Raw genomic sequence first — 20,858 nt, forward strand, 5'->3', positions numbered from 1 at the left:
AGAGATAAAGACAATTTGCCGTTTTCCGGGTAGGATAGGGGCTTCAGGAGCCGCAGATAGCGCCACCCATGGTCTGCCGCGGCCTCTGTCAAGGGAGTGGCCTGGCGGCGAATTGACGCTTGCAAAATTTTCTGCCTTCGCCTTGAAGGGCCGGATCGGGGCGCGGCCGCCTGTGCCGGTGCCCCCAAGAGGAGGAAGAGAGTGTCACACAACAAAATCGTCCTGGGATATGACGACAGCCGTGCCGCCAAGACGGCGCTGGCCTTCGCCGCGGACCTTGCCAAGGCGCAGAACGCCGAGCTGGTGATCGCGCATGTGCTTGAATGGTCGCCGTATTCCTTTCTGACGCCGGAGGAGATCGAGGACCGGCACAAACGCCGAGAGGATGAGCTGAAGCGTGCCGAAGACGCACTGCTCGCGCCGGTGCGCAAGAGCCTGGAGGGATCGGGAATCACTGTCACCACGGTGCTGAAATACGGCCATATCGCCGAAACGCTCTGCGCCATCCTGACGGACACGGGTGCATCGCAGCTGATCATCGGCCGCACCGGCCATTCGGCGCTGTCCTCGCGGCTGTTCGGCTCGGTTGCCGGCAGTCTCGCCCAGGCGGCCCCGGTGCCGGTCACCATCGTTCCATGAAATCCAGCAGTACAGGGACAGTCATGAAAAATCCGATCTCGGCCGCCGCTGTGGCGGCACTGCTGGCGGCACCCATGCCGGCAATGGCCCAATCCTTCGACGAGCAGGTCAACACCCTGTTCGCCAATTCCACCGGCTGGTTCGTCGGCCTGATCTTCAGCAACTTCCCCGGCACCAGCTTCCCCTGGATCGTCGGCTGGCTGGTAATCGCGGCAACGGTCTTCACCTTTTACTTCGGTCTGATCCAGTTCCGCGCCTTCCCGCATTCGATCGCGCTGGTGAAGGGCGACTATTCCGACCCCAATGACGCGGGCGAAGTCAGCCACTTCCAGGCGCTGGCAACCGCGCTTTCGGGCACCGTCGGCCTTGGCAATATCGCGGGCGTCGCGGTTGCCGTCGGCATCGGCGGGCCGGGGGCGACATTCTGGATGATCCTGGCCGGCCTGATGGGGATGGCCTCGAAGTTCACCGAGTGCACGCTGGGCGTCAAATACCGCAACGAGTTCCCGGACGGCCATGTCTCCGGCGGCCCGATGTACTACATGACCAAGGGTTTTGCCGAACGCGGCCTGCCGATGGGCAAGTTCCTCGCGGTGCTGTTCTCGGTCTTCTGCATCCTCGGCGCGCTGGGCGGCGGCAACATGTTCCAGGCCAACCAGGCGCATGCGCAGATTTCCAGTGTGGTGGGCAACTACCCGGGCTGGATCACCGGCGTGGTGTTTGCGGCCATCGTCTTTGCCGTTATCGTCGGCGGCCTCAAGTCCATCGCCCGGGTGACCGAGAAGGTCGTGCCCTTCATGGGGGTGATGTATGTGACCGCGGCGCTGGTGATCCTGGCGATGAACGCGGATCAGATCGGCTGGGCCTTCGGCCAGATCTTTGACGGTGCCTTCACCGGGCTCGGCGTGGCCGGCGGCATGGTCGGCGCGCTGATTCAAGGCTTCAAGCGGGCGGCGTTCTCGAACGAGGCGGGCGTCGGCTCGGCTGCCATCGCCCACTCTGCCGTGCGCACCAAGGAGCCGATCACCGAAGGCTTCGTGTCGCTCCTGGAACCCTTCATCGACACGGTGGTGATCTGCACCATGACCGCGCTGGTGATCATCATCACCGGCCAGCTGGTGCAGGATCCGGCCACCGGCCTCTACCTGCTGGACGAGGGCGCGAGCACGATCCAGACCATCGACGGCAACAAGGGCGTGGCGCTGACCTCGGCTGCCTTCTCCTCCGCCTTCGGCTGGTTCCAGTACGTGCTGGCGATCGCGGTGATCCTGTTTGCCTTCTCCACCATGATCAGCTGGTCCTACTATGGCCTCAAGGCCTGGACCTTCCTGTTCGGCGAAGGCGAGACCAAGGAGCTGGTGTTCAAGGTGATCTTCTGCATCTTCGTGGTGATCGGCGCGGCCGCCAACCTCGGCCCGGTGATCGACTTCTCCGACGCGGCGATCTTCGCGATGGCGGTGGTCAACATCATCGCGCTCTATTTCCTGATGCCGATCGTCAAGCGCGAGCTGGACAGCTACATGTCGCGCCTGCGCACCGGCGAGATCAAGAAATACACCTGAGCCTAGGCGCTTGAGGTGAAGACACGAGGCCGCCCCGGTTCGCCGGGGCGGTTTTTTCTTTGGTGGTTTCCATCGCATTGTTTCGCCGTGGCGAAGGCACCCGCGTTTGCACCGGGCGCAAAGCCGTGCATTGACGGCGCGCGCGGGGGCGATCCGAACGGATTTGACTGGCAGTTTATCCTGGCAAAGTCCGTAGACCCTCTCGAGGTCACGTCCAGCCAAGGCCAAATCGCCGCCGCGTGGGGGCGCGCCGGCGATGCGCGGCGGCCTCACGGCCTTGTCCCGCGCTGGGGACATGCGGAACTGGATCAGCCCATGAAGCCGGAGGCACTGCCGCAGGACTTCGGAGGTTGCCCTTGCTTCGCCGGCCGCAGCTTAACCCAGCCGCCGGAAGACCCCCGGGTAGTCCAGCACCAGCCCCGCCGCATCTACTTCTATGTCGGCGGTGAAGCCGCTCTCCAGCCCCTCGTAGCGGTAGCGGTCTTCGCCCAGGCGGGTGTAGCGCTGGCGTGCCATGCGGAGAGCAATCTCCGCGCCGCCGGTCTCGGGCGGCGGCACAAAGGCCGCGAGGATCTCCGCGCTTGCGCCTTCTGCTAGACCAAGCCGACGGATCGGCAAAGTATTGGTCGCGGGCGTGATGCCAATATCGATGTCGAGGCAGCCCTCCAGAGCGGGCAGGGCGGTGCCGCGGGCCACATCCCGCCACTGGCCCCGGCCGTCCGAGGCGAGATGCAGACTGTGCCCGCCGGCAAAGCTCAGCCGCACCTCCCGCGTGTGGAACTGCGCGTCCGTGCCCACCCGGTAATGCGCGCCGAAGGCCACCGGATCAGATCCGGCCGCCACGCCCTCCAGCCTCAGCCCGTCGGCGGTTTCGGTGAGCACACAGTGCTCCAGCCCCTGCCGCTGCCAGTCACACCAGCGCGCCACCCTTTGCATGTTTCGCCTCCCCTTGAGAACATTGTGCGAACACTATTCTCGGCAAGGGCATCGGTAAAGCGGTATTCCACTGGGAAACAGCCGGTTAGGCGGATCGCTCCCGGATGCCGCCGCGGCGCAGGAAGGCCTCGCCCGCCTTGCGCCCGGCATCCCAGGTGGCCTGGACCTTTCCTGGGTCGGTGAAATCGATCTTGTCGGCGGGCACATCGTCCTCGGGCCAGACGTAGAGCCGCCCCTCGACCTGCGGCAGGCGCTTGTAGATGCGGGTGAGCACCACCAGGGTTGGGCCGCGGTCCGGCTCCGGCATCGGCGCCTGATCCGCCATGCCGCCATCGATCACCGCGCGGCCCTGCCAGCGCGGCGGGGTGAAGACCGGCGGGATGGTGGCGGCGTGGCAGACGAGATCCGCGAGCGTGCCCTTCTGCGCGGCCTCCCGCGCGTCAACCAGGCTGGAGGACACGCCCAGCCGCTCCGCCCAGTTGAAATGCGGCGAACCGACCAGGTGAAGCTCCGCCTCATAGGCCAGCGTCGCGAAAGTGCCGCTCAGCCGTGCCCAGCGGTGCGAAGGCGGATGCCCCAGCAAGATCTGCGCCTGCGGCCCGCGGGCGACTTTCTGCATGGCGTCCCCGTCGAGCGCCCGGGCCACCACCTCGCCGTAAACGCGCTGGTGCGGGGTGAGGCCGCCCTCGCCGCGCGTGTGCCAGTCGATGTTGCTGTCCGTCCGGCGGAATGCGGTCTTCATCTCCTCCAGCACCCGCGGTCCGCGCTGGGCGAGAAACCCCGCAAGCGTCAGCGCCCCGCCGGAAACGCCAGCAACGCGGGCCGGGGCCAGCGGCAACCGGTCCCGCACAACATCCAGGAAACCGCCCTGCCAAAAACAGCGGCAGCCGCCGCCGGAAAGTACCAGTTGTTCGAAATGCGCCATGGCGCGGAGTCTAGAGCGCCGGGGCGGCGCGTGCCAGCACCCTTGTGCAGCCGGGCGCGCCGGACGTGGTCTGCGGAGCCCAGGCCGCAAACAGCCGGGCGCCGCGCACGCGCGGCGCCCGGCCCAAGGCCGGTCCGGATGCGCTGGCGCAAGCCAGCGGGTCCGGCGGGCGCGGGAGCCCGCCCCGTGCGCCGGGCGAGGATGGTTGTTCAGGCGGGGGGCTCAGTCGCTGCCGGGCTGCCCGGTTTCTGCCGTCTCTGCCGCGCCGCTTTCGGAGGCGGCGGCGCCTTCGCGGACCAGGGCACCGTTCTCCCAGGTGCCTTCGGTTTTCTGGCCGGTGGCGTATTTCATCGTGCCCGGACCCTGGCGCTTGCCGTTTACGAACTGGCCCTCGTAGACATCGCCATTGGCATAGGTGGCCACGCCGTTGCCGCTGATCTTGCCTTCCTGCCATTCGCCTTCATAGACGAAACCGTCGGGCATCTCGATCCGGCCCTGGCCGTGGCGCTGGCTGTTGGCAAAGCTGCCGGTATAGACCGAGCCGTCGGAATAGGTGACCTTGGCCTCTCCGTGGCGCTGGCCGTCCAGCCAGCCGCCCTCGTAGCGGTAGCCGTCGGTATAGGTCATTACGCCCTGGCCGTGGTTGCGGGCGTTCTTGAACGCGCCGGTGTAGACCACGCCGTTGGGGTAGGTGGCGGTGCCTTCGCCCTCGATCACCCCGGCCACCCAGCTGCCTTCATAGGTAGAGCCGTCGGGATAGGTGATCTTGCCCTCGCCCTCGGCGAGGTCGTCGCGGAAGGCGCCTTCGTAGACCGAGCCGTCGGGGTAGGTGGCCTTGCCCTCACCCTCGATCTGCCCGGCCGCCCATTCGCCGGTGTAGCTGTAGCCGTCGGTCTTGGTGAAGGTGCCGGTGCCGTGGCGCAGGTCGTCCTCGAATGCGCCCTCGTAGACGTCGCCATTGGCGTGGGTCTGCTTGCCTGCGCCCTCGCGGCGGCCCTCGGCCAGGGTGCCTTCGTAGATGTCGCCGTTGGGCTGCACCAGCTTGCCGGTGCCATGCATCTGGTTGGCGCCCCATTCGCCCTCGTAGACCAGCCCGTCCGGCATCACCAGCTTGCCCTGGCCTTCGAGCTGGCCGTCCGCGACGCTGCCCTCGTAGGTGGAGCCGTCGGGGTAGGTGATGCTGGCCTCGCCCTGCTTGCGGCCGTTCACCCAGGCGCCGTCGTAGACATAGCCGTTGGGGTTCTCCATCACGCCCTGGCCGTGATGTTCGCCCTCGGCAAAGCCGCCCTCATAACGCACGCCGTTGGCATAGACCGCGACGCCTTCGCCGTGGATCTCGCCGTCTTTCCACGTGCCCTCGTAGGTGCCGCCGTCGGCAAAGGTGATCCGCCCCATGCCTTCCGGCTTGCCGCGGGCAAACTCGCCTTCGTAGACCGAGCCGTCGGGAAAGCGCGCAACGCCGCGGCCGCGGATCTCGCCCTCGACCCAGTCGCCGGTGTATTCATAGCCGCTGGGCAGCGTGTAGGTGCCGGTGCCATGCTGCAGCCCGCCCTTGAAGGTGCCTTCGTAGACGCCGCCGATCTCGTCCTGGGTGGTGATCACCTTGCCGTCCTGTGCTTGCGCCTGCGCCAGCGCCGGAGCGGCCAGCGCCAGGAGGGAAGTGAATGCCAATGCGGTGCCAAAACGGGTCATCAAAGCCTCTGCCTGCCGGGGGGAATGGTGCGGCTGCCTATACGGGTGCTTCTGGGGAAACTATGCCACGCTGGCCGGCGCCGCAATGTCTTTTGCCCCGGTGGTCTTTTCCTTGCCGGCCAATCTGGTAAATGGCTGTAGGAGCGAATTGCAGAAGGCCCAACGCAAGATGGCAGATCATTTCCGGGTGACCCTCGCCCAGCTCAATCCGACCGTGGGCGATCTGGCGGGCAACGCCGCCAAGGCCCGGGCCGCCTGGGAAGAGGCGCGCGCCGCGGGTGCGGGCCTGGTGGCGTTGCCGGAGATGTTCATCACCGGCTACAACACGCAGGACCTGGTGATGAAGCCGGTGTTCCACCAGTCGGCCATTGCCGAGGTGCAGAAGCTGGCCGCGGACTGCGCCGACGGGCCGGCGCTGGCAATCGGCGGGCCTTGGGTGGAGGGCGGCCGGCTCTACAACGCCTATCTGATCCTGAAAGGCGGCAAGATCGCCGCCCGCAGCCTCAAGCATCATCTGCCGAACGAGACCGTGTTTGACGAGGTGCGCCTGTTTGCCTCCGGCCCCCTGGGCGGGCCTTTCGCGGTGGAGGGCGTGCGCATCGGCTCGCCGATCTGCGAGGACAGCTGGCACGAGGATGTGGCCGAAACCCTGGCCGAAACCGGCGCCGAGTTCCTGCTGGTGCCCAATGGCTCGCCCTACTTCCGCAACAAGATGGAGGTGCGCTTCAACCACATGGTGGCGCGCTCGGTTGAGACGCACCTGCCGCTGATCTACCTCAACATGGCGGGCGGGCAGGATGATCAGGTGTTCGACGGCGGCTCCTTTGTGCTGAACCCCGGCGGCGCGCTGGCGGTGCAGATGCCGGTGTTCGACGAATGCATCAGCCATGTGGATCTCAACCGCACCGATGAGGGCTGGCGCGTGGCCGAGGGCGATAAGGCGCATATGCCGGACGAGTGGGAGCAGGACTACCGTGTGATGGTGGAGTCCTTGCGCGATTATATAGGCAAGACAGGCTTCAAGAAGGCTCTGCTGGGTCTGTCGGGCGGTGTCGACTCGGCGATCGTTGCGGCAATTGCCGTCGATGCGCTGGGGGCGGAAAACGTCCGCTGCGTGATGCTGCCTTCGGAATACACCAGCCAGGAGTCGCTTGACGATGCCGAGGCCGTCGCCAAGGCACTCGGCGTGCATTACGACTACGTGCCGATCAGCGAAGGCCGCGCCGCAATCACCAATACGCTCGCGCCGCTGTTTCAGGGCCGCGATGCGGATATCACCGAGGAAAACATCCAGTCCCGCCTGCGCGGGCTGCTGCTGATGGCGATGTCGAACAAGTTCGGCGAGATGCTGCTCACCACCGGCAACAAGTCCGAGGTCGCGGTCGGCTATGCCACCATCTATGGCGACATGAACGGTGGCTACAATCCGCTCAAGGATCTCTACAAGACCCGGGTGTTCGAGACCTGCCGCTGGCGCAACGCCAACCACCGCCCCTGGATGAAGGGCCCGGCGGGCGAGGTGATCCGCCCCAACGTGATCGACAAGCCGCCAAGCGCGGAGCTGCGCGAGGATCAGAAGGACAGCGACAGCCTGCCGGACTACCCCGAGCTGGACGCGATCCTGACGATCCTAGTGGATGGCGAGGGTTCGATTGCCGATTGCGTCGCCGCGGGGTTTGACCGGGAAGCCGCCAAGCGGGTCGAGCATCTGCTCTACATCAGCGAATACAAGCGCTTCCAGTCGGCGCCGGGGGCCCGGCTGACACCGCGGGCGTTCTGGCTCGACCGCCGCTACCCGATCGTCAACCGCTGGCGCGACCCGACCTGAGGCGCACGCCGGCGCCGCTGTTGCGGCGGCAAATCCACACTCTCCGTTTGTGCCGCAGCATGTGCCGCATGTGCGCTGGACCGCCTGCCGCCGCGCGGGCATAGAGGCTGTCATGCCGGGACCGAAACTGCCGCATTTCCAATCCGATCTGGCCTTGCCCAAGGCCGTCGATGCCGTGGTAATCGGCGGCGGAATCATCGGCGCGGCCACCGCGCTGGAGCTCGCGGAACGTGGCCATTCCGTGCTTCTGTGCGAGAAGGGCCAGATCGCGGGCGAGCAGAGCTCGCGCAATTGGGGCTGGGTGCGGATCGCCTGCCGCGACCCGCGGGAGATCCCGCTGATGGCCGCGGCGCTGGACCTGTGGGAGGGCTTGGACGCGCGCACCGGGCATGCCACCGGGTTCACCCGGTCGGGCATCCTCTACGCGGCGGAAACATCCCGGCGGGAGGCCGAGCTTGCGCGCTGGCTCGGGAACCTCGACGGCCTGGGCCTCGGCGCGCAGATGTTGCGGGGCGAGGCGCTGGAGGCGCTTCTGCCGGGCCACCGGACCCGCACAACCGCGGCGCTTCATACACCGATGGACGGGCGCGCCGAGCCGCAGCTGGCCACACATGCCATCGCCAATGCGGCCCGCGCCGCAGGCGCCAAGGTGATGACCGAATGCGCGGTGCGCAGCGTGGAGACGTCGGCGGGCCGGATCAGCGGCGTGATGACCGAGCGCGGACGGGTGGCCTGCTCGGCCGTGGTGGTGGCAGGCGGCGCCTGGTCGCGGCTGTTCCTCGGCAATGCAGGCATCGCGCTGCCGCAGCTGAAGCTGCTGAACTCGGTCTTGCGCACCTCGCCGGTGCAGGGCGGGCCGGAGGTGGCGCTGCGCACCGGGGCGCTTGGCCTGCGCAGGCGGGCCGATGGCGGCTACACCGTCTCCCACGCGCTGGAGAACATGGTCGATATCGTGCCCGACAGCTTCCGCCTCGGCTGGCAGTTCCTGCCGAGCCTGCGGCACGAGTGGCGGGCGCTGCAGTTCCGCCTGACGGGCCGCTGGCGCGAGGAGGCGGCACAGGCGCGGCGCTGGCAGCCGCATCAGACCACGCCCTTCGAAGAGTGCCCGGTGCTGGACCCGGCGCCCTCGCAGAAGGCGCTGCGGAGCGGCTGGGCGGCCGCGCAGAAGGCATTTCCGGTCTTGGAGCGCGCCGATGTAGTGCAAAGCTGGGGCGGGATGATCGACGTCACCCCGGACGGCCTCCCGGTGATTTCCCCGGCCGATGACGTGCCGGGGCTGTTCATCGCCACCGGCTTCAGCGGCCATGGCTTTGGCATCGGCCCGGCGGCTGGGCGGCTGGCGGCGGATCTGGTGACGGGGGATGCGCCCATTGTGGCGCCGCAGGACTTCCGCCTGTCGCGTTTCAGCGATGGCAGCCGTCCGCGGCCGCAGAGCGGGTACTGAGCGGATGCTGCGGGGCTACTCGCTGCCGCCCTCCGCCGCGTCGCGCACGCAGTTCCGGCCCGCGTCCTTGGCGGCGTAAAGCGCCCGGTCCGCCGCGGTCAGCAGGTCCTGCGGCAGGTTTGCGTCCTCGGGATAGCCCGCGACGCCCACCGACACCGTGACCCGCGGCAGCGTCTCCGCGCCATAGCGCAGCTTCAGCCCGCTCACCGCCGCGCGCAGCTCTTCGGCGGCGTGCAGGGCCTGCTCGTTGTCGGTGTCGGGCAGAAAGACGGCGAACTCCTCGCCGCCGAAACGGCAGCAGATCTCGCCGTGCCGGAACAGTTCGCCAAGAAGGTCGCCGATGCCGCGCAGCACCACATCGCCCGCGTCATGGCCGTGGCTGTCGTTGAAGTCCTTGAACCGGTCCGCATCGAAGCTGAGCAGCGCCGCCTGGCCCATGCGCCGCCCGGTCAGCGTCAGCTCGCTGCGGATCGCGTTCAGGAAATGGCGGCGGTTGAAAAGCCCGGTCAGCGGGTCGCGGGTGGACTGATGGTGCAGTTCATCGCGCAGCTTCACGTTGGCCACCGCCAGCGAGATATGCTCGCTGCACTGCATTGCCAGCCGGTGCGCCGCGGCGCTGCGTTCGGGGTTGGTGTCGGGCGCGAACTTCACATGCATCAGCCCCACGGTGTTGCCATGCGCGACGATCGGCACGCAGACATATTCGCTCTCCGGTGCGCTGCTGCCCGTTTGGCCGACATGGGCGCAGGCAAAGGAGATCGCATCCATCCGGTAACGGTACTGCCGCCCGCGCCTGAGCGACCAGCAAGAATCCGGTAAGATGTGGTCCCGCAATGCGCGCGACGACCAGCTGCAGACCCCGTCCAGCACATCGCGGGAGTTCGAGTAGATATAGAGCTCGCCCTGCGAGCCCGGCAGGATCTGCTGCATGAAGGCGGCGACGATCTGGTAGAGTTCCTCCAGCGACTTGCAGCATTGCAGCCATTCGTCGAGCTCCGACAGCAGCCGCGCCTCCTTGCGCCAGGCCTGTTCCGCCGCGAGGCTCTTGAGCGCGGTGAGTTCGGCTTCCTCGGCCTTCTGCTTGGCCTCGGTCAGCTCGCGGGCGTCGCGCTGCGCCTGGCTCACGTCGCGGTAGCTGGTGACATGGCCACCGCCCGCCAGCCGCCGTGACTCGATTGCCAGGATGCGGCCCGACGGCATGTAGCGATGCGCGGTGAAGGCGGTCTTGTTCGAGGCGTAATCTGCTTGTCCTTGGGCGGCGCTGGCCCCGGTAACATCGCCGCGCGCCACCGCCGCACTGAAGAAATCGGCGCGCGGCAGCCCGGTGTAGATGTCCCCCGGCTGCAGTTCCAGCACGGTGAGCAGGCGGGCATTGAACATCTCGCAGCAGCCCTTTGCATTCCAGACGATAATGCCCTGCTCCAGCTTGTCCAGGATGTCGCGCAGCCGTGCCTCTTCGGGCGGCGGCAGTCGCTTGCCCTTCGCGGCAGGGTCCTCCGCAGACGCGTCCTTTGCGCGGGCGGCCGCACCTCCGGGGACTGACCCCGGGGCTGAAGAGGGTTCTGCCGCCGCATCGGGGCCTGCCGGCCCGCTGCCTTCCGGCAGGGGCCAGCTGCCGGAGGCAGAAAAATCATTCATGACGGTGCCCACACTTACTTGCATCAAGGTTTCACGCTGGCATAACGGAGGTAAGCCCTTCCTGAACACAGGCAGGTGCGGTCACTGCAAAATGCCGCGCATTTTGCTCAAAACGCGAAGGCCTAGCCCATCATTTGGTAGCCGACAGGCACAAAGCGGAAACCCTCGCCGCGCGCCTCGACAAAACCTGCGGCGGGGAAGGGCATGTGGTAGCCGATCATCGGCATCCGCTCGGCGGCGAGCATTCCAAGCACCCGGCGGCGGGACACGGTGGCGGCGGCTTTGTCCATGTCGAATTGCACCTCCCACTCCGGGTGTGCGAAGCTCCAAACGTAGTGGTTGGCCAGATCCGCGGTGAGGAGCAGCTGCTGGCCGCCGCTGTCCAGAAGATAGCCCATGTGGCCCGGCGTGTGGCCGAAGGAGGCCATCGCGGTGATGCCCGGCGCCACGCTGCCGCCATCATCGAGGAAGCTGGTCTTCTCGGCCAGCGGTTTCATGTTCTTGGCAAATAGGTCCCCCACCCGGTGGCCCGGCTCCACCCCGGCCCAGTAGTCATATTCGGCCTGGCCGGTCACATAGGCAGCATTGGCAAAGACGGGGGCGCCGTCCTGCATCAGCCCGCCGATATGATCGGGATGCATGTGGGTGATGACCACGGTCGTGATGTCCCCGGGCGCAACCCCGGCTGCCGAGAGCGCCGCCTGCAACCCGCCCTGGCCCAGCCCGGTGTCGAACAGGATCCTGGCATCGCCGGTCTCCACCAGCGTCGGTGTGAAGAAGAACTGCGCGGTGTCGGGGGATATGAAGTTCTCCCGGGAGACTTCGGCAAAGGCCTCGTCCGTGGCACCGCCGCCGAAAATTTCCTTGGCGCCCTCGCGCGGCAGGCTGCCGTCCAAAAGCGTGGTGACTGTGAGATCGCCGAGCCGGAAGCGGCGCAGCGGCGCGGCGGGGCCGGTCGCGGCAGCGGCCTCTTGTGCCCGGGCTGCGGGAACGGTCAGGGGCAGGGCCGCGGCGGGCAGGGCGGCCGCGGCGGCCAGGGCGGCGCGGCGGGAGAGGGGGGCACTCATGAGCAAAACCTCGCTATCGGATGACCCCGGGAAGACTAGGCCGGGCCAGCGCGGCGGCTGTTAACATTCCCGTGAGGCTGCTACCCTGGTCCCACCCCACCGTATCGGGAGGCAGGACATGAGCAGCAACAAGACGGTGCCCACGGGCGCCAGCGTCGAAGACTTTCTCGCCACTGTCGAGCCGCCCCGCAAGGCGGCGGAGGCGCAGGAGCTCGACGCGCTGTTCCGCCGGGCGACGGGCATTGCTCCGCAGATGTGGGGGAGCGCCATCGTCGGCTACGGGCGCTACCACTACCGCTACAAGACCGGACGCGAGGGCGATTTCCTGGCCACCGGCTTTGCCCCGCGCAAGGCAAATTTCTCGATCTACATCATGCCGGGCTATCAGGACTATGGCGCCATTCTTGCGCGGCTCGGCAGGCACAAGCTGGGCAGAAGCTGCCTCTATGTGAACAAGCTCGCCGATATCGACACTGACGTGCTGGCAGAGCTGATCGCGTCGGGTCTCAGGGATCTTGATGCGATCTGGCCGGTGCACCCGGCCTGACTTGCCCCTTCACCTTTGCGGAAAATACTCCCGCCGGAGGCTCGCGCCAAAGGCGCGTTCGCGGGGGCGAAACTGGACAAAGCCCCGCCCATGTGACAAGCCGTCGGCAACAGGAGACATGTGATGACCACCACCCGTTTTGCCCCTTCGCCGACCGGCTATATCCACGTCGGCAACCTGCGCACCGCGCTGATGAACTACCTGATCGCCCGCAAGGCGGGCGGCACCTTCATCCTGCGCATCGACGACACCGACCCGGAGCGGTCCAAGGAAGAGTATGTCGATGCCATCAAGCAGGACCTGGAATGGCTGGGCCTGACATGGGACAAGGTGGAGCGCCAGTCCGAGCGGCTGGACCGCTACCACGCCGCGGCGGACAAGCTGCGGGAGATCGGCCGCTTCTACGAGGCGTTTGAGACCCCGACCGAGCTGGACCTCAAGCGCAAGAAGCAGCTCAACATGGGCAAGCCGCCGGTCTATGACCGCGCCGCACTTGCGCTCTCCGACGACGAAAAGGCCAAGCTGCGCGCCGAGCGCGGCGATGGCGTCTGGCGCTTCAAGCTGGACCATCAGCGCATCGAATGGGCCGATGGCATTCTGGGCGATATCTCCATCGATGCGGCCTCGGTCTCCGACCCGGTGCTGATCCGCGGCGACGGGCAGTTCCTCTACACGCTGGCCTCGGTGGTGGATGACACCGAAATGGGCGTGACCGATGTGGTGCGCGGTTCCGACCACGTGACCAACACCGCCACCCAGATCCAGATCATCGAGGCGCTGGGCGGCACCGTGCCCTCCTTTGCGCACCATTCGCTGCTGACCGGCCCGCAGGGCGAGGCGCTGTCGAAGCGGCTCGGCACTCTGGCGCTGCGCGATCTGCGCGAACAGGGTGTGCAGCCGATGGCGCTCCTGTCCTTGATGGCGCGGCTTGGGTCTTCCGACCCGGTGGAGCTGCGCTCTGACATGTCCGAGCTGATCGAGGGCTTCGACATCAACCGCTTTGGCGCCGCGCCGACCAAGTTTGACGTTCAGGACCTGTTCCCGCTGACCGCCCGCCACCTGCAGGCGCTGCCGCTTTCTGCGGTGCAGTCCCATGTGGACGCGCTGGGGGTGCCGGCGGAAAAACAGGCGGCGTTCTGGGACATGGCCAAGGAGAACATCACCACACTGAAGGACCTCGCGGGCTGGTGGAAGCTGTGCCGAGATGGCGCCGAGCCGCTGGTGGCGAATGAAGATAAGGACTTCATCGCCGAGGCGATGGGGCTGCTGCCCGAGGGTCCTTACGACAGCGAAAGCTGGGGCAAATGGACCGCCGCGGTGAAGGAAGCGACGGGCCGCAAGGGCAAGGGCCTGTTCATGCCGCTCAGGAAGGCCGTCACCGGCATGGAGCGCGGCCCCGACATGTCCGCGCTGCTGGCACTGATGGAAAAGGTCCGGGCCCGCGGCTGAAGCCGGCTGCAAGTAGCGGCTCTGTTATAGCAGGATTGAGCAAAGGGCGGTGCCGCTGGCGCCGCCCTTTGCAGTTTGCCGCGCGGCCGGATGATCGACCCGCGCAGACTGGCAATCACTGCTGTGTGCCCGGTATTGCCCTCCCCGGTACCGGACAAGGCCGCCAGGCCGCCGCACATCGCCGGCGCGCCGCCTCGCGGCGGCGGCTTGGCCGAGGCTGTGGCTCCGTCGAGGGCGAGCACGGGTTTGGCCGGGAAGTGCTGCCAGCCATGACCGGTTACATCGCCCCCGCGCGCGTCAGCGGGGCGTGGCTTTTCTCTGCTTCTTGAAGCCCGCTCCGTTTGCGGCGCGGAAACGGGACGGAGCCCGGCTAGGCAGCATGTGAAACGCGTGGGGGTTCCCTCGTGCCTTTCCATCCGTCAGGGCCGCAAGTCCATGAAACTCTGCCAGCCAGTTGCACAACGAACTGAAAAAGGCGGTGCCCCCAGCGCCGTCCTTTCATGCCGCAGGACAGGCTGGCGGCGCAACCCCTTCGGGCCGGGCGGCTCCCGCCTGTTGAGAAGGCATCGCAGATGCCCCCGCGCCCGTTGGGCCGGGCGCCGCGCGGGGCGCGGCGCAGGCGCATGGGGCTAGTTTTTCGGAGCGGTCAGGCGGCGGCGCATCTTGCCCGCGGCGGCGGCCATGCGGCTGTTGGGATGGCTTTCCAGTGCGCGCAGGGCCTTGTCCATCCAGGCCATGACCTCGGGATCCTCCGCGCCGCAGCGGGCAATTGGCGGGAAGGCGCTGTCGAGAAGCCGCGCAGCGGTGACCGGCGGCACGTGGATCCTTGGAAACTCGGGGCCGCCACCTCCGTCCCGGTCCTGCCCGGCCTGACGCTGTGTTTCGCCCCCGGTGCCGGATTGCGTGGCCGCAGCGGCCGGCTCTGTGCCGTCCGCCTCGTCCTCTCCGGCGCCGTCATCGGGGAAGTTCTCCCACAGAAGCCGCTCGATGCGGCCCATCACCTCGATTGCGGTGCCGGGATCGTTGATGCCGGGCGACAGCGCCTTGAGCGCGGTTTCGGACAGGAGCGTGAGCCCGAAGGAAGGGTCCTGGTCGAAGCTGCGCACATCGCCGATGTCGATCAGCTTGGAGGCTGCAGTGCAGAAATCTTCGCCGCCGCCCGCGGCCCAAGCCACGGCGCGGTTGCGCAGCACGTATTCGCCTGCGCCGCGGTGCAGCACCACCTCGGCGCCCGCCTCGCGGGCCAGTTCATTCAGCGCGGCCACATCGGCAAAGCGCACAAAGCCGCTCTGGCGGGCAAGAATGGGGCGGGCACCGGAGGGGTGGCCGCCCTCGGCGCGGCGGCCGCCGAGGCACGGCTTGCGGGCGCGCTCGCTGAGGGCGGCGCGGGTGCGTTCCTCGATCAGGCGCAGGGTGTGGTCCATGCTGCCGAGGCTCGAGAGGTGGTCGATCCAGCGCAGAATTGCGGCGACAATCAGCACCACCACTAATACGGTAATGCCGAAGACAACGATGGTGGCCTCAGGCGTGTAGACGCCTGCGCGGAACAGGATGATGGCGCTGAGCGCATAGACGAAGCCGCCGGTGAACGTTGCCAGCACGCTGTGCGTCACCGTGTCTTCGAGCAGCAGCCGGTAGACCCGCGGCGTCGCCATCGAGGAGGCGGTGCGGTAGGCGCTGACCATGACGTTGAGCGAAAACGTGGTGACGGCCAGCATGCTGGAGGCGAGAATGGTCAGCACCGGGAGCACGGCGTCGCGGCCGATGCGCTCGGCCAAGCCGCCGGGGCTCACTGGCGCCAAAAGCGGCGCCAGTGCCAGCGCGACCAGCGAGAACAGCGAGATCAGCACCACCCGGAACCACAGCTGGCGGGTGATCCGCCGCAGTATCAGGAGCGGGCGGGAGATCATTCCTCCGCAGCCAGGCGCGGTGCGCCGGTGGCGGCGATCAGGTCGTCGAAATAGGCGCGTTCTTCGTTGCCGAGCCGCTGGTGGCGCGGGTAGCGCGGCGCGGCGCGGTCGTCGAGGATCGGGGCCTCCCAGCCGCTGGTGGTGGCAAGGAAATTCTGCACGCCCTGCTCGCCGAAGACCTGCAAATAACCCTGCAGCACCACGTCCAGGTAGCTGAGCAGGATCGGATGGTGCTGCGAGCCCTGGCGCTGCGCCGCCTGCGGCACCGCGTAGACCGAGATCTCGGGCGTGCCCTCCAGGCTGTGGCTCACGGCATCGCTGGCGGGCAGGCGGTCATAGGCGAATTCGCGTTCGTCCAGCGCCGCCCAGTCGGCCCCCGGCACCGCGGCGATCAGCCCGTCGATGGCGCTGTCCGCGCATGGCACAGCTGTGAGGAAGGCGACGTCGCGCAGGTCTGTGTGCGCCCAGGCCCGGCGCCAGCCGCTCAGCCGCGCGGGGCGGGCATCGCCATAGGTGTGGGTGGCGGTGTTGACCAGGCTGCCGTAGCCGAAGAAATAGGGTGCTGTCATGGCGGGGGCTCCTGTCCTGCTATTGATGTATGTCAATCCGCTCTTTCTCCCATCGTGCAATATGCCGGGCAAGGAAGCTGCGGGAGCCATGCCCATGCGCATTACCAAAAGGACCAATATCGCTGTGCGGGTGCTGATGTACTGTGCCGCGAACGGTGACCGCCTGGTGACCAAATCCGAAATCGCCGACTGTTGCAACATCTCGGAAAACCATCTGGCGCAGGTGATCAACCAGCTCAGCCAGCTCGGCTACCTGACGACGCAGCGCGGCCGCAATGGCGGCATGTGCCTGGGGCGTGCGGCGGCGGAGATCCGGATCGGCGACGTGTTCCGCGACGTGGAGGGCGGGCTGCCGATGGTCGAGTGCTTTGCCGATGCCGACAACACCTGCCCGCTGACCGAGGCCTGCCGCCTGAAGGAGGCGCTCGCCAATGCGGCGCAGGCGTTTTATGCCTCGCTCGACGATATCACGCTGACGGCGCTGATCTGCGGCAACGACGCCTTGATGCAGCTGTTGCAGCCGGTGAACTGCTCCCCGGCGGCCTGAGGCGGCTTGACCCGTCAAGCCATCTGGCGCCGCACGCCGCTTCGGGCCGGCCGGCATGAGGTTTATTCCCGCGCCCGCAGGATGCGCGCCGGGCGGGCCGCAAGCGGTTTCAGCGCAAAGGCGAGCCCCGCCAGGAGCGTTATCAGCACACCGCCCGACACCACCGCCAGCGCATTGGGCCAGATCACCGTATAAGCGGTCTCGAACACATAGGCGTTGACGGCCCAGGCGCCAGTGATGCCTGCGGCAAGCGCCACCAGCCCGGCGGCCCCGCCCAGAAGCGCCGAGCGCAGGGCGAAGCTCAGCAGGATCTGGCGGCGCGGCGCGCCCAGCGTCTTCAGGAGCGCAGCCTCGTAGCGGCGGGCAGGCTCGCCTGCGGCAGCGGTGCCGAGAAGCACCAGGAAACCGGTAAGCAGCGTGGCGCCCGCGCCATAGGCGGTGGCGGCGGCGAGCTGCTTCAGGATTTCCGACACCCGGTCGATGGCGTCGCGCATCCGGATCGCGGTGATGTTGGGCATCGCGCGGGCCAGGTCGCGCAGAATCTGCGCTTCGGCCGCGTCCTCGGCATAGACGGTGGCGATGAAGCTGTGCGGCGCGCCTTTCAGCGCGGCCTCGTTGAGAACGATCACGAAGCCCATGCCGGCAGTGGAGAAATCCACCTCGCGGAAACTGGTGATGGTGCCGGTTATCGGTCGGCCCAGGATGTTGAGGGTGATGGTGTCTCCGAGATTCAGCCCCAGCTCCTCGGCCTCCTCGGCGGCAAAGCTGATTTGCGGGTCGCCAGTGTAATCCTCGGACCACCATTTGCCCGCGGTGACCGTGGTGCTCTCGGGCTGGGCGGCGGCATAGGTGATGCCGCGGTCGCCGCGAATCACCCAGTGGTCGGGCGCGACCTGACCGGCCGGGGTGCCGTTGATATGGGTGACAATACCGCGCAGCATAGGCGCGTGTTCGACCTGGCTCACGGCGGGGTCGCCCTCGACCCGCTCCAGGAAGGCGGGCATCTGGCTGCGTTGGATGTCGACAAAGAAATAAGACGGCGCCACATCCGGCAGGTTGCCCGCGATGGCGCGGCGCATGTTTCCGTCGATTTGGCCGATAGCGGCGAGAACGGTGAGGCCCAGTCCAAGTGCCAGCACCGCGGGCACGGCGCCATCGCGGGCACTGCCGATGGCCGACAGCGCCCAGCGGAGCGCCGGGAGGCCGCGGGCGCGCGCTGCGCCGCGGCGGGCGAGGAAGCCGATTGCCAGCGCCGCCAGCAGCAGCACCAGGAGCGCCCCCATCAGCCCGCCCGCGGTCCAGAGCGTGAGCCGCGCAGAGCCGCTGAACCAGGCCGCCAGCCCCACCAGCGCGGAGAGCGCGGCGGCGGTGGCCAGCAGGTAGCGCGGCGCGGGCAGGCGGGTGCGGCTGGAAAAGGCATCGCGGAACAGCGATGCAGCGCGGATGCGCTCGGCCCGCGCGAGTGGCCAGAGGGCAAAGACAAAGGCCGTAAGCAGCCCGTAAAGCGCGGCCTCTGCCAGCGCGCCGGGGTAGAGCGAGAACACCGCCGGGAACGGCAGAGCGGCGGCGATCAGCGGCCCGAGCAGAACCGGCACCAGACCGCCGAGGATCAGCCCCAGCACCACGCCCAGAAGTGTGAGCGCGCCGATCTGCAGGAAATAGGTGAGGAAGATGGTCTGCCGCTCCGCCCCGAGGGTGCGCAGCGTGGCGATGGTCTCGGTCTTGGTGGCGAGATAGGCGCGCACCGCCGCCGAAACGCCAACTCCGCCCACCGCCAGGCCGGAGAGGCCGACAAGGATCAGGAAGGAGCCGAGCCGCTCCACAAAGGAGGTGATCCCGGGCGCGCCGTTGCGCGCATCGCGCCAGCGCAGGCCGCTGCCTGCGAGTGCAGCTTCGGCCTCGGCGCGCAGTGCGTCCAGTCCGGTGCCCGCGGGCAGGGCCATGCGGTAGCGCGCGGTGAACAGCGTGCCGGGGGCTAGCAGGCCGGAGTCCGCCAGCGCCTGCCTCGCCACCAGCGTGCGCGGCCCAAGCTGGAAGCCGGAGGCCGCCGCATCGGGTTCCTGCGCCATTGTCGCCATCAGCCGGAAATCCTGGGTGCCCAGTCGGAAGGTGCTGCCGGGCGTGAGGCCCAGGCGATCGGCCAGGACCCTGTCCATCACCCCGCCGGGCAAGTCCCCATTGCCCGCCAGCGCAGCCTCCAGCGGCATTTCGGGCGACAAGCGCACCGTGCCTTTCAGCGGATAGAGGCCGTCCACCGCCTTCACTTGCGTCAGCGCGCGCTCTTCGCCCGCCGTGGCCATGGAGCGGAATTCGGCCACCTCGGACACCTGCGCCGCCGCGCGCTCCATCCAGGCGCGTTCGTCTTCTTCGGCAAAGCGGTAGGTGTAGCTGATCTCGGCATCGCCGCCGAGGATTGCGGCGCCCTCGCGGGTGAGGCCGGTCTCAATGGAGGCGCGGATCGAGCCGATGGCGGCGATCACCGCGACCCCCAACGCCAGGCAGGCGAGGAAGATGCGGAAACCCTTGAGCCCGCCGCGCAGCTCACGCGCGGCAAAGCGCCAAGCGAGCGCAAAGCTGCCAGCGCTCATTCCGCCGCCTCGCGGCCGCTGGCTGTATCGTCGATGCGGCCGTCGCGCAGCCGCACCACCCGGTCGCAGCGGGCGGCCAGCTCGGGCGCGTGGGTTACCATCACCAGCGTCGCGCCGTAGCGGTCGCGCAGGCCGAACAGCAGGTCCATCACCGCCGCTCCGTTGGCTTCGTCCAGGTTGCCGGTCGGCTCATCCGCCAGCAGAAGCGCCGGGCGCGGCGCCAGGGCGCGGGCAAGCGCCACGCGCTGTTGCTCACCGCCTGACATTTGCGCCGGAAAATGCCCGGCCCGGTGGCCGAGGCCGACCGCCTCCAGCTCGGCCCTGGCGCGGCCGAAGGCATCCGCGACGCCGGCAAGCTCCAGCGGTGTGGCAACATTTTCCAGCGCGGTCATGGTCGGGATCAGGTGGAAGCTCTGGAAAACCACGCCCATGTTGTCGCGCCGGAACCGGGCCAGCGCGTCCTCGTTCAACGCAGTCAGGTCCTGTCCCAGCGCCGTGATCGTGCCGCCGGTGGCCTGCTCCAGCCCGCCCATCAGCATCAGGAGCGACGACTTGCCGGAGCCGGAAGGCCCCACCAGCCCCAGCGTTTCCCCCCGGCGCACGTCCAGCGAGACACCATGCAGGATCTCGACCGGCCCGGTATTGCTATTCAAGGTCAAAGACGCATCTTGGAGGTGAAGAACGGGGCTGTTGTTGACTGTCATCCGGCCTGCCTGTTGGTTACCTCAATCGGATATGGAGTGTTTGCCGCGATGCGCAAGATATTGGCCCTGTTGAGTTTGATGCTTTTTGCCGGCGCTGCCGCGGCGGAGCCGCTGCGGATCACCGTGCTGGGGGACAGCCTGGTGCAGGGTTACGGGCTGCCGCAGGAAGACGGGCTGGTGCCGCAGCTGCAGCGCTGGCTGCGCGGGCAGGGGGCCGATGTGGTGCTGCAGAACGCGGGTGTCTCGGGCGATACCACCGCGGGCGGGGCGGAGCGGGCCGCCTGGACGCTGGCGAGCGAACCCGACGGGGTGGTCGTGCTTCTGGGCGGCAATGATCTCTTGCGCGGGCTGCCGCCGCAGGAGGCGCGCGCCAACCTCGGCCGCATTCTGGAGGCCGCCAAGGGTGCGGACAGCGAAGTGCTGCTGGTGGGCATGAAGGCGCCGGGGAATTATGGGCCGGAGTACCAGGCGGCCTTTGATGCGCTCTACCCGGAGCTGGCGGAGACGCATGGCGCGTTGCTGCACCCCGACGCCTTTGCCGGCATGGCAGCGCAGGCCGGGGGCGATCCGGCGGCCGCCCGTGTCTTCATGCAGGAAGACGGCATTCACCCCAACGCCAAAGGCGTGGCGCTGAACGTGGCAGCCATGGGGCCCGCAGTGCTGGAGTTGGTGGCGCGGATCGAAACGGCGGAGGCAAACGCAGCGGCGCCTGAGGCCGGCAACTGAACCGGGAGTGCGCGGAAGGCGGCCCCCGGACTCGAAAACGGCCCCGGAACAGGCGGGGCCGTCAGCAAATTGTCAAATGGGAGACTC

The 20,858-nt window shown here is 67.8% G+C and carries 17 protein-coding genes; 8 read left to right on the forward strand and 9 right to left on the reverse strand.

Annotated elements, in window-relative coordinates; genetic code table 11:
• Positions 1-201: 201 nt before the first annotated feature.
• Complete coding sequence (locus ACOHX0_RS16000) at positions 202-639, forward strand: universal stress protein (RefSeq protein WP_420678102.1); 438 nt, start codon at positions 202-204, stop codon at positions 637-639.
• 23 nt (positions 640-662) lie between these two features.
• A complete protein-coding gene (locus ACOHX0_RS16005; protein ID WP_420678104.1) occupies positions 663-2,201 on the forward strand; it encodes an alanine/glycine:cation symporter family protein in 1,539 nt (512 codons plus the stop codon).
• Between the two features lie 375 nt (positions 2,202-2,576).
• Here ACOHX0_RS16005 and ACOHX0_RS16010 read toward each other — a convergent pair whose 3' ends face one another.
• The 3 genes from ACOHX0_RS16010 to ACOHX0_RS16020 form a co-directional block, all read right to left on the reverse strand.
• The gene (locus ACOHX0_RS16010; protein WP_420678106.1) at positions 2,577-3,137 is read right to left on the reverse strand and encodes a putative glycolipid-binding domain-containing protein; all 561 of its coding nucleotides are present in this window, start codon (positions 3,135-3,137) and stop codon (positions 2,577-2,579) included.
• A gap of 85 nt (positions 3,138-3,222) precedes the next feature.
• Positions 3,223-4,062: a patatin-like phospholipase family protein gene (locus ACOHX0_RS16015; protein ID WP_420678107.1), complete on the reverse strand. Its 840-nt coding sequence runs from the start codon at positions 4,060-4,062 to the stop codon at positions 3,223-3,225.
• A 222-nt stretch (positions 4,063-4,284) separates the two neighbouring features.
• Positions 4,285-5,754, reverse strand: a complete 1,470-nt coding sequence (locus ACOHX0_RS16020) for an MORN repeat-containing protein (RefSeq protein WP_420678109.1) — start codon at positions 5,752-5,754, stop codon at positions 4,285-4,287.
• 169 nt (positions 5,755-5,923) lie between these two features.
• Here ACOHX0_RS16020 and ACOHX0_RS16025 point away from each other — a divergent pair, with 169 nt between their 5' ends.
• Together ACOHX0_RS16025 and ACOHX0_RS16030 are read left to right on the forward strand one after the other, a co-directional pair.
• Complete coding sequence (locus ACOHX0_RS16025) at positions 5,924-7,582, forward strand: NAD+ synthase (protein ID WP_420678110.1); 1,659 nt, start codon at positions 5,924-5,926, stop codon at positions 7,580-7,582.
• Between the two features lie 112 nt (positions 7,583-7,694).
• On the forward strand, positions 7,695-9,026 hold the full coding sequence (locus ACOHX0_RS16030) for an NAD(P)/FAD-dependent oxidoreductase (RefSeq protein WP_420678112.1): 1,332 nt from the start codon (positions 7,695-7,697) through the stop codon (positions 9,024-9,026).
• Positions 9,027-9,041: 15 nt separating this feature from the next.
• On the opposite strand, the gene ACOHX0_RS16035 is transcribed toward ACOHX0_RS16030, so the two are convergent.
• Positions 9,042-10,664, reverse strand: coding sequence for a sensor domain-containing diguanylate cyclase (locus ACOHX0_RS16035; RefSeq protein ID WP_420678113.1), 1,623 nt, complete (start codon positions 10,662-10,664; stop codon positions 9,042-9,044).
• Positions 10,665-10,786: 122 nt separating this feature from the next.
• Positions 10,787-11,731: an MBL fold metallo-hydrolase gene (locus tag ACOHX0_RS16040; RefSeq protein WP_420678115.1), complete on the reverse strand. Its 945-nt coding sequence runs from the start codon at positions 11,729-11,731 to the stop codon at positions 10,787-10,789.
• Between the two features lie 118 nt (positions 11,732-11,849).
• On the opposite strand from ACOHX0_RS16040, the gene ACOHX0_RS16045 reads away from it, so the two are divergent.
• Together ACOHX0_RS16045 and gltX are read left to right on the forward strand one after the other, a co-directional pair.
• Complete coding sequence (locus tag ACOHX0_RS16045; protein WP_420678117.1) at positions 11,850-12,278, forward strand: DUF1801 domain-containing protein; 429 nt, start codon at positions 11,850-11,852, stop codon at positions 12,276-12,278.
• Positions 12,279-12,401: 123 nt separating this feature from the next.
• Positions 12,402-13,727: a glutamate--tRNA ligase gene (gltX, locus tag ACOHX0_RS16050; RefSeq protein ID WP_420678118.1), complete on the forward strand. Its 1,326-nt coding sequence runs from the start codon at positions 12,402-12,404 to the stop codon at positions 13,725-13,727.
• Between the two features lie 629 nt (positions 13,728-14,356).
• On the opposite strand, the gene ACOHX0_RS16055 is transcribed toward gltX, so the two are convergent.
• Both ACOHX0_RS16055 and ACOHX0_RS16060 read right to left on the reverse strand, forming a co-directional pair.
• The gene (locus ACOHX0_RS16055) at positions 14,357-15,637 is read right to left on the reverse strand and encodes a DUF2254 domain-containing protein (RefSeq protein WP_420678119.1); all 1,281 of its coding nucleotides are present in this window, start codon (positions 15,635-15,637) and stop codon (positions 14,357-14,359) included.
• Positions 15,634-16,206, reverse strand: coding sequence for a gamma-glutamylcyclotransferase family protein (locus ACOHX0_RS16060; RefSeq protein WP_420678120.1), 573 nt, complete (start codon positions 16,204-16,206; stop codon positions 15,634-15,636). Before ACOHX0_RS16060 ends, ACOHX0_RS16055 begins: the two co-directional genes overlap by 4 nt.
• 94 nt (positions 16,207-16,300) lie before the next feature.
• Between ACOHX0_RS16060 and ACOHX0_RS16065 the strand changes: the two genes are divergently transcribed.
• Positions 16,301-16,753, forward strand: coding sequence for an RrF2 family transcriptional regulator (locus ACOHX0_RS16065; RefSeq protein WP_420678122.1), 453 nt, complete (start codon positions 16,301-16,303; stop codon positions 16,751-16,753).
• 62 nt (positions 16,754-16,815) lie between these two features.
• Here the strand turns inward: ACOHX0_RS16065 and ACOHX0_RS16070 are convergent, their stop codons facing one another.
• On the reverse strand, positions 16,816-19,341 hold the full coding sequence (locus ACOHX0_RS16070) for an ABC transporter permease (protein WP_420678124.1): 2,526 nt from the start codon (positions 19,339-19,341) through the stop codon (positions 16,816-16,818).
• Entirely contained in the window at positions 19,338-20,045 is a 708-nt protein-coding gene (locus ACOHX0_RS16075; RefSeq protein WP_420678126.1) for an ABC transporter ATP-binding protein, read from the reverse strand. The genes ACOHX0_RS16070 and ACOHX0_RS16075 overlap by 4 nt, the downstream gene beginning before the upstream one ends.
• Before the next feature lie 48 nt (positions 20,046-20,093).
• Between ACOHX0_RS16075 and ACOHX0_RS16080 the strand changes: the two genes are divergently transcribed.
• Positions 20,094-20,771 carry an arylesterase gene (locus ACOHX0_RS16080; RefSeq protein ID WP_420678127.1) on the forward strand — a complete coding sequence of 226 codons (678 nt, stop codon included), beginning with the start codon at positions 20,094-20,096 and terminating at the stop codon, positions 20,769-20,771.
• Positions 20,772-20,858: the final 87 nt, after the last annotated feature.

Source organism: Cribrihabitans pelagius, assembly GCF_048820915.1.
Taxonomy (GTDB): domain Bacteria; phylum Pseudomonadota; class Alphaproteobacteria; order Rhodobacterales; family Rhodobacteraceae; genus Cribrihabitans_A; species Cribrihabitans_A pelagius.

What these genes read in the sequence shown, in the direction of transcription:
- ACOHX0_RS16025 (WP_420678110.1), top strand. Translation starts at nt 5,924, where the DNA reads ATGGCAGATCATTTCCGGGTGACCCTCGCCCAGCTCAATCCGACCGTG.
- ACOHX0_RS16030 (WP_420678112.1), top strand. Translation starts at nt 7,695, where the DNA reads ATGCCGGGACCGAAACTGCCGCATTTCCAATCCGATCTGGCCTTGCCC.
- gltX (WP_420678118.1), top strand. Translation starts at nt 12,402, where the DNA reads ATGACCACCACCCGTTTTGCCCCTTCGCCGACCGGCTATATCCACGTC.
- ACOHX0_RS16070 (WP_420678124.1), bottom strand. Translation starts at nt 19,341, where the DNA reads ATGAGCGCTGGCAGCTTTGCGCTCGCTTGGCGCTTTGCCGCGCGTGAG.
- ACOHX0_RS16010 (WP_420678106.1), bottom strand. Translation starts at nt 3,137, where the DNA reads ATGCAAAGGGTGGCGCGCTGGTGTGACTGGCAGCGGCAGGGGCTGGAG.
- ACOHX0_RS16075 (WP_420678126.1), bottom strand. Translation starts at nt 20,045, where the DNA reads ATGACAGTCAACAACAGCCCCGTTCTTCACCTCCAAGATGCGTCTTTG.
- ACOHX0_RS16040 (WP_420678115.1), bottom strand. Translation starts at nt 11,731, where the DNA reads ATGAGTGCCCCCCTCTCCCGCCGCGCCGCCCTGGCCGCCGCGGCCGCC.
- ACOHX0_RS16065 (WP_420678122.1), top strand. Translation starts at nt 16,301, where the DNA reads ATGCGCATTACCAAAAGGACCAATATCGCTGTGCGGGTGCTGATGTAC.
- ACOHX0_RS16020 (WP_420678109.1), bottom strand. Translation starts at nt 5,754, where the DNA reads ATGACCCGTTTTGGCACCGCATTGGCATTCACTTCCCTCCTGGCGCTG.
- ACOHX0_RS16045 (WP_420678117.1), top strand. Translation starts at nt 11,850, where the DNA reads ATGAGCAGCAACAAGACGGTGCCCACGGGCGCCAGCGTCGAAGACTTT.
- ACOHX0_RS16005 (WP_420678104.1), top strand. Translation starts at nt 663, where the DNA reads ATGAAAAATCCGATCTCGGCCGCCGCTGTGGCGGCACTGCTGGCGGCA.
- ACOHX0_RS16055 (WP_420678119.1), bottom strand. Translation starts at nt 15,637, where the DNA reads ATGATCTCCCGCCCGCTCCTGATACTGCGGCGGATCACCCGCCAGCTG.
- ACOHX0_RS16060 (WP_420678120.1), bottom strand. Translation starts at nt 16,206, where the DNA reads ATGACAGCACCCTATTTCTTCGGCTACGGCAGCCTGGTCAACACCGCC.
- ACOHX0_RS16035 (WP_420678113.1), bottom strand. Translation starts at nt 10,664, where the DNA reads ATGAATGATTTTTCTGCCTCCGGCAGCTGGCCCCTGCCGGAAGGCAGC.
- ACOHX0_RS16015 (WP_420678107.1), bottom strand. Translation starts at nt 4,062, where the DNA reads ATGGCGCATTTCGAACAACTGGTACTTTCCGGCGGCGGCTGCCGCTGT.
- ACOHX0_RS16080 (WP_420678127.1), top strand. Translation starts at nt 20,094, where the DNA reads ATGCGCAAGATATTGGCCCTGTTGAGTTTGATGCTTTTTGCCGGCGCT.